At 54.3% G+C, this 16,905-nt stretch carries 14 protein-coding genes; 4 read left to right on the top strand and 10 right to left on the bottom strand.

The window, feature by feature from the left end:
• The first annotated feature begins 2 nt into the window (after window positions 1-2).
• Both JFC11_RS04440 and JFC11_RS04435 read left to right on the top strand, forming a co-directional pair.
• Window positions 3-1,097, top strand: coding sequence for a metal ABC transporter permease (locus JFC11_RS04440; RefSeq protein WP_120386093.1), 1,095 nt, complete (start codon window positions 3-5; stop codon window positions 1,095-1,097).
• Window positions 1,094-2,014, top strand: a complete 921-nt coding sequence (locus JFC11_RS04435; RefSeq protein WP_038479330.1) for a metal ABC transporter permease — start codon at window positions 1,094-1,096, stop codon at window positions 2,012-2,014. Before JFC11_RS04440 ends, JFC11_RS04435 begins: the two co-directional genes overlap by 4 nt.
• Before the next feature lie 83 nt (window positions 2,015-2,097).
• Here the strand turns inward: JFC11_RS04435 and urtE are convergent, their stop codons facing one another.
• The 10 genes from urtE to JFC11_RS04385 all read right to left on the bottom strand — a co-directional run bounded on the left by urtE (window position 2,098) and on the right by JFC11_RS04385 (window position 14,036).
• On the bottom strand, window positions 2,098-2,805 hold the full coding sequence (gene urtE / locus JFC11_RS04430) for an urea ABC transporter ATP-binding subunit UrtE (protein WP_198348798.1): 708 nt from the start codon (window positions 2,803-2,805) through the stop codon (window positions 2,098-2,100).
• A complete protein-coding gene (urtD, locus tag JFC11_RS04425; protein ID WP_198348797.1) occupies window positions 2,805-3,641 on the bottom strand; it encodes an urea ABC transporter ATP-binding protein UrtD in 837 nt (278 codons plus the stop codon). The genes urtE and urtD overlap by 1 nt, the downstream gene beginning before the upstream one ends.
• Window positions 3,638-4,780, bottom strand: coding sequence for an urea ABC transporter permease subunit UrtC (gene urtC / locus JFC11_RS04420; protein WP_232482770.1), 1,143 nt, complete (start codon window positions 4,778-4,780; stop codon window positions 3,638-3,640). Before urtC ends, urtD begins: the two co-directional genes overlap by 4 nt.
• Window positions 4,781-4,804: 24 nt before the next feature.
• Window positions 4,805-6,418, bottom strand: coding sequence for an urea ABC transporter permease subunit UrtB (gene urtB, locus JFC11_RS04415; RefSeq protein ID WP_120386088.1), 1,614 nt, complete (start codon window positions 6,416-6,418; stop codon window positions 4,805-4,807).
• 101 nt (window positions 6,419-6,519) lie between these two features.
• Window positions 6,520-7,872, bottom strand: a complete 1,353-nt coding sequence (gene urtA / locus JFC11_RS04410) for an urea ABC transporter substrate-binding protein (protein ID WP_038479358.1) — start codon at window positions 7,870-7,872, stop codon at window positions 6,520-6,522.
• 386 nt (window positions 7,873-8,258) lie between these two features.
• Window positions 8,259-9,758 carry a tripartite tricarboxylate transporter permease gene (locus tag JFC11_RS04405; protein ID WP_038479361.1) on the bottom strand — a complete coding sequence of 500 codons (1,500 nt, stop codon included), beginning with the start codon at window positions 9,756-9,758 and terminating at the stop codon, window positions 8,259-8,261.
• Between the two features lie 49 nt (window positions 9,759-9,807).
• Complete coding sequence (locus JFC11_RS04400; protein WP_038479364.1) at window positions 9,808-10,290, bottom strand: tripartite tricarboxylate transporter TctB family protein; 483 nt, start codon at window positions 10,288-10,290, stop codon at window positions 9,808-9,810.
• A 106-nt stretch (window positions 10,291-10,396) separates the two neighbouring features.
• Window positions 10,397-11,392 (bottom strand): Bug family tripartite tricarboxylate transporter substrate binding protein, encoded by a 996-nt coding sequence (locus JFC11_RS04395; protein WP_198348795.1) that lies wholly within the window; start codon window positions 11,390-11,392, stop codon window positions 10,397-10,399.
• A gap of 193 nt (window positions 11,393-11,585) precedes the next feature.
• Window positions 11,586-12,317: a response regulator gene (locus JFC11_RS04390; protein ID WP_038479369.1), complete on the bottom strand. Its 732-nt coding sequence runs from the start codon at window positions 12,315-12,317 to the stop codon at window positions 11,586-11,588.
• 33 nt (window positions 12,318-12,350) lie between these two features.
• Window positions 12,351-14,036: an ATP-binding protein gene (locus tag JFC11_RS04385; RefSeq protein WP_198348794.1), complete on the bottom strand. Its 1,686-nt coding sequence runs from the start codon at window positions 14,034-14,036 to the stop codon at window positions 12,351-12,353.
• Between the two features lie 208 nt (window positions 14,037-14,244).
• Here JFC11_RS04385 and JFC11_RS04380 point away from each other — a divergent pair, with 208 nt between their 5' ends.
• A complete protein-coding gene (locus JFC11_RS04380; RefSeq protein WP_198348902.1) occupies window positions 14,245-14,988 on the top strand; it encodes a DUF481 domain-containing protein in 744 nt (247 codons plus the stop codon).
• A 344-nt stretch (window positions 14,989-15,332) separates the two neighbouring features.
• Entirely contained in the window at window positions 15,333-16,886 is a 1,554-nt protein-coding gene (locus JFC11_RS04375; protein WP_198348793.1) for a BCCT family transporter, read from the top strand.
• The last annotated feature ends 19 nt before the right edge of the window (window positions 16,887-16,905 follow it).

Raw genomic sequence — 16,905 nt, 5'->3', positions numbered from 1 at the left:
CCATGCAGTGGCTCGACCTTCTGTCTGACTACACCTTTCAAAACGTGGTGATTGGTGCCTCGCTACTGGGGCTGATCAGCGGCCCTCTGGGCTGTTTTGCGGTGTTACGCCGCCAGAGTCTGCTCGGTGACGCCATTTCGCATGCGGCGCTGCCCGGCGTGTGTTTAAGCTTCATCATCACCGGCAGTCGGGATATGGGCAGCGTTATCATTGGCTCACTGGCCACCGGCTCGTTAGCCGCGCTGACGATGCTGCTGCTGACCCGCAAAAGCCGCTTGAAAACCGATGCCGCTCTCGGAATTTGCCTAAGCATTTTCTTTGCCATTGGCATCGTGCTGCTGACCTATATCCAGGGTACCAACAACGCCTCCCAAGGGGGGCTCGAAGCCTTTCTGTTCGGTCAGGCCGCCGCTACGCTACGCTCGGATCTGTGGGTAATGGGTAGCATCACCCTTGTCACACTCACGCTGCTCGCCATCTTCTGGAAACAAGCCAAGCTGGTCACTTTTGATGGGCAGTACGCCCGCTCGCTCGGCATGCCCGTCAACGCTATCGAAGCCGCGCTTACCGCTATGGTGGCGCTCGCCGTGGTGGTCGGCTTGCAAATGGTTGGCGTGATATTAATGGCCGCCATGATCGTGGCGCCAGCAGCAGCGGCCCGGCAGTGGAGCCGTCATCTGGGGGGGATGCTGGTTATTGCCGCTGGTATCGGTATTGTCAGTGGGGTCTCGGGAGCAACCATTAGTACCCTATCCCGTGGTCTGGCGACCGGCCCGCTGGTGATTCTCACCGCAACGGCTATTGTAATCATCTCACTGGCGCTTGCCCCCGGCCGGGGCCTGCTATGGGGCTTCATCAAGCATTACCGCCAAAAAGAAGCATTGCAGAAGCAGCAATTGCTCTACGCGCTTTACAAGCATCCCTCCGCTTCACAACACTACCGCACAACATTCGGCGTGCGCAGGGTGTTGAGTCAACTTAAGCGTCAAGGATACCTTATACGCTCTCCTGATGGCGGAACCGGATGGGCGCTAACGTCGCGGGGAGAAAAGGCAGCGAAACAGGTGGTCGCCACCTTCGAAGAGGTCGTGACATGATTGCTGAATTACTGACCGACACGGCGCTGCCCATTATTCTGGTAGGTGCCATGGTTGGCATTGCCTCCTCGGCGGTGGGTACCTTCCTTGTGCTGCGCGGCAATAGCATGCTCACTGATGCGATTAGCCACTCAATTGTGTTTGGCATTGTGATTGTCTGGCTGCTGACAAAGCAGCAGAGCGGGCCCGTGCAGCTAATAGGCGCCGCATTAACTGGGCTATTAACCGTGTTGCTCACCGAAGCACTGGCCAACACCAAGCGAGTAAAACAGGATGCCGCCATCGGTCTGGTTTTCCCCGCCCTCTTCTCCATCGGCGTGCTGTTACTCAATGTCTACGCCAACGATGTACATATCGACACCCACACCGTGCTGCTTGGCGAAATCGGCTTTGTCTGGCTGGATACCATCGACCTGTTTGGCTTGCCTATCCCCCAGGCGCTCGTTTCGATGAGCATTATGACACTGCTTAACTACGGCTTTATCGGCCTGTTCTACAAAGAACTGAAACTGGCCACCTTCGACCCGGCGCTGGCAAAAACCTTCGGTTTTATGCCAACCATCCTGTTCTACGTGCTACTGATGCTGACCAGTTCCACTGCCGTTGCGGCCTTTGATGCGGTGGGTGCGGTGCTGTTTATCGCCTTTGCCATTGTGCCCGCCTCAGCCGCCTACCTACTCACCGACCGTCTGTGGATGATGTTTATCATCGGTGCGCTAATTTCCATCGCCTCAAGTATTTCCGGCTACTACCTCGCCGTGTATTTCAACGTCTCCATTGGCGGCATGATGGCCGTCATGACCGGCGTGTTCTTGATACTTGCCTTTCTGTTGGGCCCGCGCTATGGCCTCGCCACGCAGCTTCTCAAGCGCCGCCGCGACCGTCAGTCGCCGGTGGAGCCGCCTGCCAATCTGTGAACGCCGGTTTCTCCGCTGCATCAGCAAAGCGCCCGCCTGATGGCGGGCGCTTTGCTTGGTTGAGGTAACCGGGTGTGGATAACTTAAACGGTCAAGTGTTGTTTGATCAGTTCGTTAGAAAGCTCGGCGATCTCGCCTTTGGCGACCGGACGGCCGCGATTCATAATCACAAAACGGTCGGCGTATTTGCGGGCAAAGGGCAGTTTCTGCTCGACCAGTAGTACCGTTAAGCCATCCTCTTTGATCAACTGGCGAATCACCTGACCGATTTGCGCCACAATATTGGGCTGAATGCCCTCTCCCGGTTCATCCAGAATCAACAGTTTGGGTTCGATCACCAGCGCGCGGCCAATCGCTAGCTGTTGCTGTTGACCGCCAGACAAATCACCGCCACGGCGGTGCTTCATCTCTTTCAGCACCGGAAAAAGCTCGTAGATACGCTCGGGGATTTTTTTCAGGCCATCACCACGCGCTGCCAAGCCGGTACGCAGGTTTTCTTCCACCGTGAGCAGCGGAAAAATCTGCCGTCCCTGGGGGACAAAGCCAATGCCCAAACGGGAACGTGCCTCAACGGCTTTTTTGGTCAGCTCAATGTCGCTCCCCTCACCCTGATAGCGCAGTTGGCCGCTCTTTACGGCCACTTCGCCCATAATGGCTTTCATTAAGGTGGTTTTACCTACCCCGTTGCGGCCCATCACGCAGGTGCACTGGCCTTCAGGCACGTCGAGATCTAAGTCCCACAAGGTGTGACTTTCCCCGTAAAACTGGTTGAGCTTTTCAATCGCCAGCATTAGGCAGCCTCCTCGTCGTCTGCACCCAGATACACCTCGACCACTTTCGGGTCGCTGGATACCTGATCCATACTGCCTTCTGCCAGCACGCCGCCTTGGTGCAACACGGTCACTTTACGGGCAATGGAACGTACAAACCCCATGTCATGCTCTACCACAACCACCGACTGTTTACCCGCCAGGCCTGTTAGTAACTCTGCGGTGCGCTCCATCTCCTGTTCCGTCATCCCGGCGACGGGTTCATCTACCAGCAGTAAACGCGGGCGCTGCATTAACAGCATGCCAATTTCCAGCCACTGCTTTTGACCGTGGGAAAGAATCCCTGCTGGCTGGTAGCGCAGCTCGGCCAAGCCAATCGTTTCAAGCACCTCATTGATACGATCTTTAATTTCATCAGTTATACGGGCAGTCAGCGTGGGAAAAATACGCTTGTCGGCGGCCATCGCCAGCTCCAGGTTTTCAAACACGCTCAGCGCTTCAAATACCGTGGGCTTTTGGAACTTACGACCAATTCCCAAGCTGGCGATATCCGGTTCATTCATTTGCAGTAGATTATGACGGCTGCCAAACCACACGCTGCCTGCGTTGGGGCGTGTTTTGCCAGTAATGATATCCATCATGGTCGTTTTACCGGCCCCGTTAGGGCCGATAATGCAGCGCAGTTCACCGTCATCAATAGTCAGGTTTAAGTTATTGATTGCCTTGAAGCCATCGAAGCTCACCGAGACATCTTCCATATACAGAATCGGGCCATGGCGCACATCCACCGGTGAGGCCTGAGGAGCCATAAAATCAAATACCCGATCCCGCGTGGTTAGCGATTGCAACAAGCTCATGCGGTAGCCTCCTTCGGCAAGGTAGCGGATTTTTTGCGGCGTTTTAGGTGGAGCAATAATCCCGCCACGCCTTTGGGTAGCAACACCGTGACCAAGACAAACATCGCGCCCAGGGCAAACAGCCATGCATCCGGCATCACGCCGGTGAAGATGGTTTTGGCGTAGTTGACTAAGATCGCCCCGATAACCGCTCCATAAAGCGTGGCGCGGCCACCCAGTGCCACCCACAGCACAATTTCAATCGAGAAAATTGGCGAGAACTCACTGGGGTTGATAATCCCTACCTGAGGGACATAAAGCGCGCCAGCCAAGCCTGCCAACATGGCGGAAACCACGAACACAAACAGCTGGAAGCGTTCGACCCGATAGCCAATAAACCGCGTGCGGGCCTCGGCATCCCGAGTTGCCACACATACTCGACCTAGCTTGCTGGTAACAATCGCTCGACACAGGATATAACCCAGCGCCAGCGCAACCCCAGTGGCAATAAACAGCCCTAAGCGAGTGTCGTTGCTGCGCAGGTTGTAGCCCAGCAACTCACGGAAATCGGTTAAGCCGTTGTTGCCACCAAAGCCCATCTCATTGCGGAAGAATGCCAACATCAGGGCAAAGGTCAGCGCCTGGGTAATAATCGACAAATACACCCCAGTAACCCGCGAGCGAAACGCTAAAAAGCCGAATACTAATGCCAATAACCCAGGGGCTAACAGCACCATGGCAAACGCAAACCAGGCCATATCAAATCCGAGCCAGTACCAGGGCAGGCTGTCCCAGTTGAGAAACACCATAAAATCCGGCAGTACCGGGTCGCCGTAAGTACCGCGGTCACCAATTTGGCGCATCAGGTACATACCCATGGCGTAACCGCCAATGGCAAAAAACGCCCCGTGGCCCAGGCTCAGAATGCCCAAATAGCCCCATACCAAATCCACCGCCACTGCTAGCAACGCGTAGCTTAAGTACTTACCGAACAGGTTCACGGTGTAAGCATTAACGTGCAACGGGTGGCCTTGGGGCAGCGCTAAATGGAGCACCGTAACCAGTAGCAGGGCGGCAAACAGCACGCCAAGAAAAATCTGCGTGGCCCGTTCGCCAAACGGGCGGGTTAGCCAAAACTGGCGTGAAGATGATTGCGTCATTAATGAGATCGTTGATGACATCGCTTAGCCCTCCGCAGCCCGGCCCTTCTGCGGGAAGAGTCCACGCGGGCGTTTTTGAATAAATAGAATGATGAACACCAGGACAATAATTTTGGCCAGCACGGCGCCTGCCCAGGGTTCCAACACTTGGTTGATAATGCCCAGGGAAAGCCCGGCCACCAGGGTGCCCCATAGATTTCCCACGCCGCCGAAAACGACGACCATAAAGGAATCAATAATATAGTTCTGGCCCAGATTGGGGCCGACGTTGGTCAGTTGTGATAACGCAACGCCTGCCAAACCAGCGACGCCAGACCCTAATGCGAAGGTCATAATATCGACCCGCGTGGCGCGGATACCCATGGAGCGTGCCATGGCGCGGTTTTGGGTCACTGCACGCACTTCAAGCCCTAGCCTCGTGCGGCGCATAATCAGCATCAGCGCGGCAAACACTACCAGTGCAAAACCAAGTACAAACATACGATTAAGCGTCAGCGACAGCGCATCGTTAATCACTAATGAACCGCTCATCCATTCGGGCGTTATGACCGTACGGTTTAGCGGTGAAATCACCGTTCGCACCAGCTGTTGTAAAATCAAGCTGATACCGAACGTCGCCAGCAACGTTTCCAGCGGGCGGCCCTTCAGGAACTGAATAACGCCTCGCTCAATGGCAATGCCCACCAGCGCGGCCACCATAAAGCCCGCGGGGATCGACAAAATTAGCGCCAACCCTGGCTGGCCGGGCAACAGCTGCTGCATCATCCAGGTGGTATAAGCGCCGAGCATGATTAGCTCACCATGAGCCATATTGATAACGCCCATCACGCCAAAGGTAATAGCCAGGCCAATCGCCGCCAACACCAGTACCGAGCCAAGCGAAAGCCCGAAGTAGAGCGTTTCCAGGCCACGGTTAATTTTGAGATTCTGCTCAATGCTGCTCAGCGCTTCATTGGCGGCATCGGCAATAATAGAGTCATCGCTATTCGCTGCCCGACTAAGCGCTACTCGAACACGTGGATGCAAACTGCCTCGCAGCGTTTCAACGCCTTCAAGCTCGCCGCTTTCAACTTGGTAAATCGCCAGCGCCTGGGTAAGCCTGCGCGCTACCTCGGCATCTTCTTCTTCAGCGATCAGTTGACTGAGCGGTTCGGCCAGCTCTTCATCGACCTCGCCCAGTAGTCGGCTGGCTGAAATACGCCGACGCTCAACGTTTGGCGAATACAAATCTACTACGGCAATAGCGCTGCGTAGCTGGTTGCGTAAATTGTTATTAATGCCAATACGATCCAGGTCACGGCGGGACATCTCCCCCAGCGGTTCATTGGTCAGCGCATCTGCAACTGGCCAATCGCGACCTTGATTATCGAGCACCACCACAAAGCGGCCGTCGTCAGTGCGCTGCAAGCGACCATCCAACAAGGACTGCAGCCAATCACGCGCGCGCTCATCATCGCTTTGCAAAATAGCGTTGATCGCTTCGCCTTTGGCGGAATAGGAACGCACGTCCAGCGCGTTTAGTAGCTCAAGCGCCGCTGCGTCATCAGCCTCAACGGTGGCGCTTGTTTGTGCTTGGGCGGTGACTGTGACGCTTAACAACAGCAGGCACAGCAACCCTAAGGAAAAGAAACGCCTCATGGGGTTCTTCCTTTGGTTATATTAGAAACAGTGATCTAAAAAAGGGAGGTAGCGTGCCCCCCCACCACTCAGCGTTTAGCCAAGCAGCGAGGGGTCATCATTTACTCAGCGAGGGCCGCTTCAGCCTCTTCTGCGGCGGTGCTGCCGCCACACGAGCCATTCACCACGTTGAAGTTGCCGCACTCCATGGGCTTGCGCCAATCGGCAATCAAGTCACGTGAGCCAGGCAAGTAGTCAGACCATGCATCGCCCGCTACGGTAGAAGGCGTTTGCCAGACGATATCGAACTGGCCATTGTCTTGAACTTCACCAATCAGCACCGGCTTGGTGATGTGATGGTTGGGCATCATCGCCGCATAGCCACCGGAAAGATTAGGCACGGCGACACCGATAATCGCGTCTTTTACCGCATCGACATCGGTAGTGCCTGCTTTACGCACCGCTTCGGCCCACATGTTGAAGCCAATGTAGTGCGCTTCCATGGGGTCGTTGGTGACAGCCTCTTCGTCGCCGGTATAGTCGATCCAAGCGTCGATAAAGTCGTAGTTGTCATCAGTATCGACGCTCATAAAGTAGTTCCAGGCCGCCAAGTGGCCGACTAACGGCCCCGTATCAATGCCGGTGAGCTCTTGCTCACCCACAGAGAAGGCGATGACTGGAATATCGGCAGCATCAATGCCTTGGTTAGACAGTTCGGTGTAAAACGGCACATTGGCATCGCCGTTAATCGTTGAGATAACCGCCGTGGGTTTACCCTCTTCACCAAAGCGGCGTATTTCTGACACGATGTTCTGCCAGTCTGAATGGCCGAACGGCGTGTAGTTGATCATGATGTCCTCATCAGCGATGCCATGCTCATCTTTGAGGAACGCTTCGAGAATACGGTTGGTGGTACGCGGATAAACGTAGTCGGTGCCGACCAGCGCAAAGCGCTCGATGCCGACTTCATTAATCAGATACTCAACCGCGGGAATCGCCTGTTGGTTGGGGGCGGCACCGGTATAAAAGACGTTTTCCGAGGACTCTTCACCTTCATACTGCACCGGGTAGAACAACAGGCCGTTAAGCTCTTCCACTACCGGCAGTACTGCCTTACGGGAAACGGAGGTCCAGTTGCCGAAGATCACGTCGACCTCTTCTTGCGCCAATAGCTCTCTTGCACGCTCAGCAAATAGCGGCCAGTTAGAGGCAGGGTCGACAACAACTGCTTCAAGTTGGCGACCCAGCAAGCCACCCGCGTCGTTTTGCTGCTCAATAAGCATCTCAACGGTGTCTTTAAGAACCGTCTCACTGATCGCCATGGTGCCTGAAAGTGAGTGAAGGATACCGACCTTGATCGGGTCGTCATCCTGGGCAATGGCTTGTGTACTGGCCCCCATGACGGCGGCGGCCATTAAGGCAGTAGCGAAACGGCCAACAGTACGAGGGTGTGTCTTGCGCTGCAATGTGGTCACTTGAACCTCCTTGCGCCCCTTGTAACGGGGCTCGTTATTTGAGCTTCGCGGCCAAGGACTCCCGTTATGTAACGTGGGAACGGTTATTACGGGGCTTGGTGCATCCACTAGCTCCTAGCTGTTGCAAGGTTTGCGCCACACTACAAAAAGAAACACTAAAAAGCTTAAAATCAAAAGGTTAGTTTTAAAAAAAGCAGCCCCATCTTCACCGGCCGCACTATCGTGGCGCGCCAGCATCCAAAAAATGCACGCTGTTTATGCACCACAACGACACCTCGCACCAATAGTGCGCTTTCTGTTGCATACGCCTATTAATCCCGCCTATTTCTTGCACAAAAAAAAGCGCCCTAGGAGACCCTAGGACGCTTTACACGCATACCTGTGTTCTATTCCGCAGTATTCAAACGCTTAGTGCGGCGCTTTTTCAGCAACGGTAAACCAAGCGACAGTACAGCGATGACCAGTAAAGACAGCGAAATCGGCTTGTCGATAAAGGTCGTCCAATCCCCACCGGAGATCTGCAGCGCGCGACGCATGGACTCTTCCATGATGTTGCCTAGAATGAGCGCCAGAATCAGCGGCGCGGCAGGGAAACCGAACAAGCGCATCCCTAGGCCAACCAAGCCAAAACCAAGCAGTAACAGTAGGTCGAACACGCTGAAGCTCATACCGTAAACACCGATCATGCAGAAGATCAAAATCAGTGATAGCAGCAACGGCTTGGGCAGATCGAGAATCTTGGCGATCAGCGGAATCAGCGGCAGGTTAAGCACCAGCAGGAAGATATTGCCGATATACATACTGGCGACCACGCCCCAGAACACATCCGGGCGCTGTTCAAGCATCATCGGGCCAGGATTAACGCCCATCACCAGCAGTGCGCCAAGCAGTACGGCGGTGGTGCCAGACCCCGGCACACCCAAGGTTAACAGCGGTACAAACGAACCGGTACACGCCGCATTATTTGCCGCTTCTGGCGCAGCAACGCCTTTGATATTGCCTTTACCAAACGTATCGCCATCTTTGGCAATGCGTTTTTCCATGCTGTAGCCAAGAAACGAGCCGATGGTCGCGCCTGCGCCCGGCAGAACGCCGGTAAAGAAGCCCAATACTGAACTGCGGCTAACCGGCCCTGCAATCTGCTTCACTTCACTGCGGGTCAATTTTAACGAACCAATCGCATTACGCGGTGCTTCTTTACCACCGCCTCCGCGCAGCAACATGTAGAACACTTCGGCTAACGCGAAGATACCCAGCGCGACGACCAGAAAATCGACACCGTCGAGCAGGTGGATAGAGCCAAAGGTAAAGCGCTCGGTGCCGGTTTGCATATCAATCCCAATGATCGAGATCATTACCCCGATAACGGCGGCAATTAAGCCTTTGACCAGCGACTTATCGGATAGCGACACAACCGCGGTTAAGCCCAGCACCATCAACGCGAAGTATTCAGCAGGGCCAAAGCTCACCGCGACTTTGGAGAGCAGCGGCGCAATCAACATCAAGAAAACAACGGAGATCGTACCGCCAACAAAGGAGGAGTAAGCGGCAATCGCCAGCGCCTTGCCTGCCAACCCTTGCTTGGCCATCGGATAGCCGTCAAAAGAGGTCGCAACCGTTCCCGCCACGCCGGGGGCGTTAAGCAAAATAGATGAGGTGGAGCCGCCGAAAATAGCGCCGTAATACACCCCGGCCATCAAGATCAGCCCTGAAGAGGGCTCCATAGCGAAGGTAATCGGGATCATCAGCGCCAACGCGCTGATCGGCCCAAGGCCGGGCAACATGCCGATAATGGTGCCAGCAAAGACGCCGGCAAAGACGTAAGCGATATTGATAGGCTCAAGCGCGATGCCAAAGCCGTACATTAGATTGTTAAAGGCATCCATGGGAGTGTCTCTCTTTTAAACCCGCTAACAGTGGGCAAGCGCGGCTTAGTTAAAACGGCAGCACGCCAGTGGGTAGGTAAACATCCATTACCCGCGTCATGGTCAAATACAGCGCCAACACCACCCCAAGCGATGTTGCCAGATTGACCCCATGGCGGCGGTAGCCGTAGTAAGCGGTTAGGCCAACACACAGTAGCGTCGAAGCCAGCACAAAGCCTAACGGCACGAGCAGGAACGCGTAGGCCGCAATGGCGATGGCGGTGACGATCACCCGCGCCCAAGGCGTTAGCAGTAGCGGCCCCTGGGTTTCGGCTTGATCAATCTGATCGGCCCCCGCAATAGGACCAGGACGCTCAAAAAACAAGCACGCCGACAGCAATAGCAAGGAAACACCTAGCACTTTTGGAAATAGGTCTGAATCCACTGGGCGGGGCAGCGGAAAGTTGGGGATTTGCCAGGCCATTGCCAGATAAGCAGCCGCCACTAACGCCAACACAAGCGCTAGCCATTGGTTGGTATTGAATCGAGTCATGGGAAAGTTCTCCGAAGACGTCATTGCTGAACAGCAAGACCCTTGCGGTATCAGACAGAAGATCCCGGTGGCACGCTGCCACCGGGGGAGCCTTTGGGACGAGCGCTTACTGGCGCATCAGCCCCAGGTCGGTCAACACGCTGCTGAACTGCTCTTGCTGCTCATCCAGGAAGGTAGCGAAGGCGTCGCTATCCTGGTAGGCATCAATCCAACCCAGCTGGTCGCTTGCTTCGCGCCATGCATCAGTTTCGAGCATCTCGGCGAAGAGCGCCTCGTAGTATTCAACCGCCTCTTCAGGCATTTCCGGCGCGCCCATTACGCCACGCCAAATATCGAAGGTGTAGTCGTAACCCTGCTCTTGGTAAGTGGGTACATCGGCCAGTCCACCGCCCAGGCGCTCTTCGGAAGAAACGCCCAGCGCGCGCAGCTGGCTACCTTCACCCAACTGACCTACCGCTTCACCGGCACCGCCAATGACTGCCTCGATATGGCCACCCATCAGGTTAGTCATGGCGTCGCCACCACCTGAGAAGGGAATGTAGTTGACCGAGGAGGCTTCCATCCCCGCCGCGGAAGCAAGACCAGCAACCGAGATATGATCCATCGAGCCCGGCGCACTACCACCGCCCACGCTTAAGCTAGGGTTCTCTTTAAGCGCTGTAAAAAGATCATCCAGGTTTTGATACTCGGAGTCTGCCGCTACCAAAATAATCGAGTAGTCGGTATTGATGCGCGCAATCGGGGTAAAATCGGTGTGGTCGTAACGCGATGCGCCTGCCAGAGGTACCAAAATCATCGGCGGGCTGGTGGCGAAAAGTTTATGCGGATTGCCGTTATCACGGGCTACCTGAGCCCAGGCAACTGCACCGCCACCGCCAGGCACGTTAATGGCTGCAAAGCTTTCGTCGGCCAGCTCTTCTTGCTGAATAACGCGGGACATGGTGCGCACTAGTGTGTCCCAACCGCCACCGGGGTTGGCGGGTGCAACAAACTCAATCGAACGGCTCGGTGTCCACTCTTGGGCGCTGGCAGACGTTGTCATGGCAAGGGCTGCCATCGGTAAAGCAAGCACGGCAAAGCGCTTTAGGGGAAGCATGGTCATGGGCGTTCTCCACATTAGCTATGTTGTTGTATTAGCTGTGTTATAGATGGTTGTTATCTACGTATCTTTGTGTGGTTACACCCTTCACATTAGAAGACCGCTACTCCTCGCGACAAGCTTATGACCATTAATGGCAAAAAGTGCTTTTTGTGCGTTTTGTTCATTTTGTTCACGGCTGGTTAGAACGGCTCGTTTACAGTGATTCCAGCCATGTGGAAGAGGATTCCAGCAGCCGATAACGGCGCTCAGGGCGGCCAACATCGCCATAGCCAATTTCTGCATTAACCGCTTGTTCGGCTACTAAAAACTCCAGATAACGCCGCGCTGTTGAACGACTTGCGCCCATTGCCTGCGCTACCTGCATCGCCGTTTGGGAATCATGCTCGGCAGCCAGCGAATCCACCACACAGCGCAGGGTCAAGCGGTCGATGCCTTTAGGTAACGTGCGCGTAGCTAGCCGCGCAGGTTCACCTGGTTGTAAGCGAGCAAGCACCTGATCCAGCTCGTCTTGACTCATTTCAGCCCGATTCGCCAATGCCTCTCGCTCGCGGCGAAAACGTGTCAACATTTGCGTCATACGTGTCGCTTCAATTGGTTTAATCAGATAATCAAAGACGCCACCACGCAACGCTTCGCTGATGGTTTCTACTTCGCGGGCGGCTGTCACCATGACGATATCCACATGCACATAGTCGCGGCGAATGGCCCATAGCAGCTCCAGGCCCTCCACATCAGGCAAGTAAGCATCTAATAAGATGAGTTGAACAGCATCAGCATGCTGAGCCATCAAGGCTTTTGCTTCGTTGCCGTTACGTGCCAACCCCACCACATAAAAGCCGTCGCTCTGCTCAATAAAAGCTTTGTGGATATCGGCAATGCGAAAATCGTCTTCGACGACCAAAATACCGTACTGCGTCGCAGACATAGTGTTTCCTCTTCCTGGCGTCGTTATTATGATTTAAGGCGTTGTGGCTATTGGGTCGCAAAGCGCGCGATCCAGCACGGCAATAAAGCACGCGCCGCCTAACTCGCTCTCTTCTAATGTCACCTCGCCGCCATGCTGACGGCACAACCGCGCGACCAGTGCTAAACCAATGCCACGATGTTTACCGGTTTTGGTAGAAAACCCATCTTGAAAGATCGATTCCGCATGCTCGCCGGGCACACCTGAGCCGTTATCCTCTACTTCAATCAACAGCTGCTCGCCCAGATCCGTAAAGAACAGGCGAACTTTCGGGGTGTCACTGTTGGGACCATTAAGCGCCGCATGACAGGCGTTATCTAATAAGTTGCCCACAACGCTCATCATGACCTCTTGCCCAGTGACCGTCAGTGGGCAAGAGAGCGAGCTCTGTTCATCAATTTCCAGCGCGACGCCTAGCTCTCGTGCTCGCGTCAATTTACCCAACAAGATGCCGCTGAGTACTGCGTCAGCTACGTGACGCATTAAAAAGCTCATTTGCGCCTGGGCACGTTCGGTTTCGTGATGAATCAGCGCTAGCGCCTCATCAACGCGGTTAAGCTGCAGGAGACCAGAAATGGTGTAAAGCTTGTTGGAAAACTCGTGGGCCTGGGCACGCAGCATATCCACATCACGACTTGCCTGGGTAAGTGCCTGGGAAAGATCAATAATTTCGCGGCGACTGCGAAATGTCGCCACGGCACCTTCGATCTCACCTTCGTGCAAAATAGGCACGCGGTTGGCCACCACAGGATGGTCACCCAGCCACATTTCCTGGTCAAACTCCTGCTCGCCGTGCTTTAACACCTCGCTTAAGCGCGAGTTGGGCACCACCTCACGGATTGGCTGCCCCAGCAAAACCTGTTCATCCGATAGCCCTAGAAAACGGCGTGCCTGCTGATTCACTAACGTGATCTGACCATCGCGGTTAACCGCCAGGATACCTTCGTGGATAGATTGCAGGATGGCCTCTTTTTCCATGGCCAAGCGGGCTATCTCATAAGGCTCTAAACCAAGGATGACTTTTTTAAGATGCTGCGACAGCCAATAGGCCCCGGCAAATCCTAGCAAAATCATCAGCGCCACCAGCGCCCACCCCAAGCTGGTATAACGGGCCACATCCATATCTACTCGTTCTAGCATGAAGCCCACCGAAACCACCCCGATGATGTTGCCCTCTTCATCCCAGATGGGCGTTTTGCCGCGCATGGCGGTGCCTAACGTTCCGGTAGCTTCCGATACGTATGACTGACCATAAATCAGCGCCTGATCGTTATCCCCGCCCACCATTGGCTGGCCGATACGCTCAGGCACTGGGTGCGAGTAACGAATCGACTGGGCATTACCTACCACAACATAACGGGCACCGGTCTCATGACGAACGCGTTCAGCAAGCGGCTGGATAATCAGCGCAGGATCGGGTGTCGAGAAAGCATTAACAATTTGCGGCATGCCCGCGACGGTCTTGGCCACTGCCAATGCCCGCTCGCCCATTTGGTGAGTGATAATTTCTGCTTTACGGTGGTTCAGATAGGTGCCCTGCGCTAGCAACATACCCGCCAGCAGAAAGCCGACCAGCAGCATGACTTGCAGGCGAAAACTTCGCTTGTACCAGCGGCGTTTGGCACGAGTACGGCGCCAGCGCTGTAATTCGGCCAACGTACGTGGGCGTGGGGCGGTCATAAAGGAACTCACTAGGCGCGACAGCGTCATTATGGCATGCAGCGCCAAGCGGCGTTAGCCGTTGCGCTTTTTCGACTATTTGCTTATTTAGCAGCCACTGATTTTGTTTTTATCGATATACTCAGCGCTTTTAAAGCGTGCATGACGAACTCTCATCCTGCAACATCGCAGCCGCTCACAAAGACCGCTACTCAGGAGGAGTTACGTGTTGAGTTTCTTAAGAAATGTCTTATTAGCTAGCTTGTCGCTATGGGCAACTTCCGCCGCTGCTTATCCATTTTACGCCCCACCACCGCCACAAGATGATACGCCGATGTTCAGCGGCGATGCCGAACTTGGTTTTACCCACCTTTCCGGCAATACCAATAGCCAAACATTGATTGGAAAAACACGCCTGACATGGCTGACGGGAGACTTCACCCACTCGCTGCGCGGTGAAGTCCGCAATGTGAGCAAAAATGGAGAAACCAGTGCTGAGCAATATTTAGTGGCAGGCAGAGAGCGTTTTGACTTTAGCGGGCCCCACTATTTGTTTGGCTTTGCCCGCTGGGAAAAAGACCGCTTTGCTGGCTACGACCAGCAGCTTTCTGCCATTGGTGGCTATGGCCGTCAATTGCTATCCGGTGAGCAACACTCACTATCGTTAGAAGCAGGCCCAGGGTATCGTAATGACCGATTACGCGACGCCGATAATGAGCAATTGGCAGTTGCTTATACAGCACTCGACTATCAATTTGGATTCTCAGACTATGCTGATATCGCCCAGGAAATGTCGGTGGAATATACCCGCAAGAACACCACAGCGCGTTCATTAACGGCACTCACGGCTCGGCTAAATTCACGACTTTCGCTACGTCTTTCCCATGAAATCAAACACAACTCGCAGCCGCCTGAAGATACCAGCGAACGCACTGACAGTACCACCAGCGCATCACTGCTCTATCACTGGTAACGCGCGACGGCTTCCTCCCCAAACAATGCTCCGCATTATTTTTCATTTATTATCAAATATTTAAATAACAGCCTAACCAGTTATGACTGCCATTAACCTATTCATAATGGTGCATCTCGCTTATTTTTCGCGCCATTTTTATGCAATCTCCCTCTCAGCATTAGACTTTGGTCTATGGACAAGATATACTACCCACAGTTTCCTGTCCTCGCGCCATTCATTGAATGGCGCTTTTTTTTGTTTCGAAAATCGAATGCTTTTAGGCGTTACGCCTACTCACGCACGGTTTTGTTAAGCTCAGTGCTCTGCTTACCCATCCCCCTCATTAAACATAGGTGTTCTTAATGAACCACCCTGCCAACACAAGCGAGGGTACTTCGCGGTTTTCCCTCGGCGACCCCATCGTACTGGTGCTTAGCATCGGTTTCATCTTGGCGTTTCTTGGCCTCTCCTTTTATGACATTGATCTTGTCGCCAACTCAATCAGCGCCGGTTTTGCTTGGACAGCCCTGGTGCTAGGCAGCTACTTTCAATTGTTACTGTTACTGACTTTTTTTATTGCCATTGGTCTGGCAGTTACGCCAGCGGCAAAAGCCAAGATTGGCAATCTCGATGCACCAGAAATGAGTACATTCAAGTGGCTATCCATTATTCTGTGCACATTGCTAGCAGGGGGTGGTGTCTTCTTCGCCGCCGGAGAACCGGTCTATCATTTTGTGGTAACACCACCTGCCTTTGACACCGAAGCCGGCACCGCCGAAGCCGTCTCAAGCGCCCTTGCCCAATCGTTCATGCACTGGGGCTTTTTGGCCTGGGCGGTACTTGGCTCGCTAACCGCGGTGGTGCTTGCCCACGCCCACTATGTGAAAGGCCAGCCACTGCAGCCACGCACACTGCTTTACCCGGTTTTTGGCGAGCGGCTTATGCGTGGCCCGCTAGGTGGCGTGGTAGACGCTTGCTGCGTGATTGCGTTGGTAGCAGGTACTGTCGGCCCCATTGGATTTCTAGCCACTCAGGTTAGTTTTGGCTTGCATGAGCTGTTCGGCCTTCCCGAAGGCTACCTTGGGCAACTTATTATCCTTGCGGTACTAGGCTGCATTTACGTGCTCTCTTCGATGAGTGGTGTTCATAGAGGCATTCAACTGCTTAGCCGCTTTAACGTACTGCTGGCACTTGCCATTGGCGCGGTGATTATCGTGTTTGGCCCTACGCTGTTTTTGGTCAACACTTATGTATCGAGCATGGGCGCTTACATTAGTAATTTTTTCACCATGGCAACCATGACCGCCGACACCGCTCCCGCATGGTGGATGCAGTGGTGGACAGTCTTTTTCTTTGCCTGGTTTATTGGCTATGCACCCCTGATGGCGATATTCGTAGCGCGTATTTCACGCGGGCGTAGTATTCGCGAAATGATTCTTGCCGTGGCGGTACTCGCCCCGATTGCGACTACCGTATGGTTCACTCTGCTGGGTGGCTCAGGCATTTATTATCAGCTCACGGGCGTCATTGATCTGGCAGAGGCACTAAATAATTTCCAGTTTGATGTAGCGACGCTTACCGTGGCCCAAGCGCTCCCCGGCGGCACCTGGATGGCACTGGCAATATTATTATTGACGACAATTTTTGTGGCCACCACAGGTGATTCGATGAGTTATGCCATTGCTGTAGTAGGTGCTGGCCATGATGACCCAAGCCCATACGTGCGTGCTTTCTGGGGGATTGACATGGCGCTAATGGCGGCAGTGCTGCTGTATATGGGAGCAGGACAAATTGGCGCCTTACAGCAATTTATCGTGATTACCGCGATTCCCGTTTCACTGATTTTACTGCCATCGCTGTGGAATGGCCCACAGGCAGCCTACGCCATGGCGCGCGAGCAAGGCATTATCGAGTAACGGTTAATAGTCCTTATGT

This window comes from Vreelandella alkaliphila, from assembly GCF_016107625.1.
Lineage (GTDB): Bacteria > Pseudomonadota > Gammaproteobacteria > Pseudomonadales > Halomonadaceae > Vreelandella > Vreelandella alkaliphila.
Note: the sequence above shows the minus strand (reverse complement) of the source record. Positions and strands in the feature narration are given on the sequence as shown.

Bases quoted from the DNA above. Each gene is read 5' to 3' on its own strand.
- JFC11_RS04440 (WP_120386093.1), top strand. From the start codon at position 3: ATGCAGTGGCTCGACCTTCTGTCTGACTACACCTTTCAAAACGTGGTG.
- JFC11_RS04435 (WP_038479330.1), top strand. From the start codon at position 1,094: ATGATTGCTGAATTACTGACCGACACGGCGCTGCCCATTATTCTGGTA.
- urtE (WP_198348798.1), bottom strand. From the start codon at position 2,805: ATGCTGGCGATTGAAAAGCTCAACCAGTTTTACGGGGAAAGTCACACC.
- urtD (WP_198348797.1), bottom strand. From the start codon at position 3,641: ATGAGCTTGTTGCAATCGCTAACCACGCGGGATCGGGTATTTGATTTT.
- urtC (WP_232482770.1), bottom strand. From the start codon at position 4,780: ATGACGCAATCATCTTCACGCCAGTTTTGGCTAACCCGCCCGTTTGGC.
- urtB (WP_120386088.1), bottom strand. From the start codon at position 6,418: ATGAGGCGTTTCTTTTCCTTAGGGTTGCTGTGCCTGCTGTTGTTAAGC.
- JFC11_RS04405 (WP_038479361.1), bottom strand. From the start codon at position 9,758: ATGGATGCCTTTAACAATCTAATGTACGGCTTTGGCATCGCGCTTGAG.
- JFC11_RS04400 (WP_038479364.1), bottom strand. From the start codon at position 10,290: ATGACTCGATTCAATACCAACCAATGGCTAGCGCTTGTGTTGGCGTTA.
- JFC11_RS04395 (WP_198348795.1), bottom strand. From the start codon at position 11,392: ATGACCATGCTTCCCCTAAAGCGCTTTGCCGTGCTTGCTTTACCGATG.
- JFC11_RS04390 (WP_038479369.1), bottom strand. From the start codon at position 12,317: ATGTCTGCGACGCAGTACGGTATTTTGGTCGTCGAAGACGATTTTCGC.
- JFC11_RS04385 (WP_198348794.1), bottom strand. From the start codon at position 14,036: ATGACCGCCCCACGCCCACGTACGTTGGCCGAATTACAGCGCTGGCGC.
- JFC11_RS04375 (WP_198348793.1), top strand. From the start codon at position 15,333: ATGAACCACCCTGCCAACACAAGCGAGGGTACTTCGCGGTTTTCCCTC.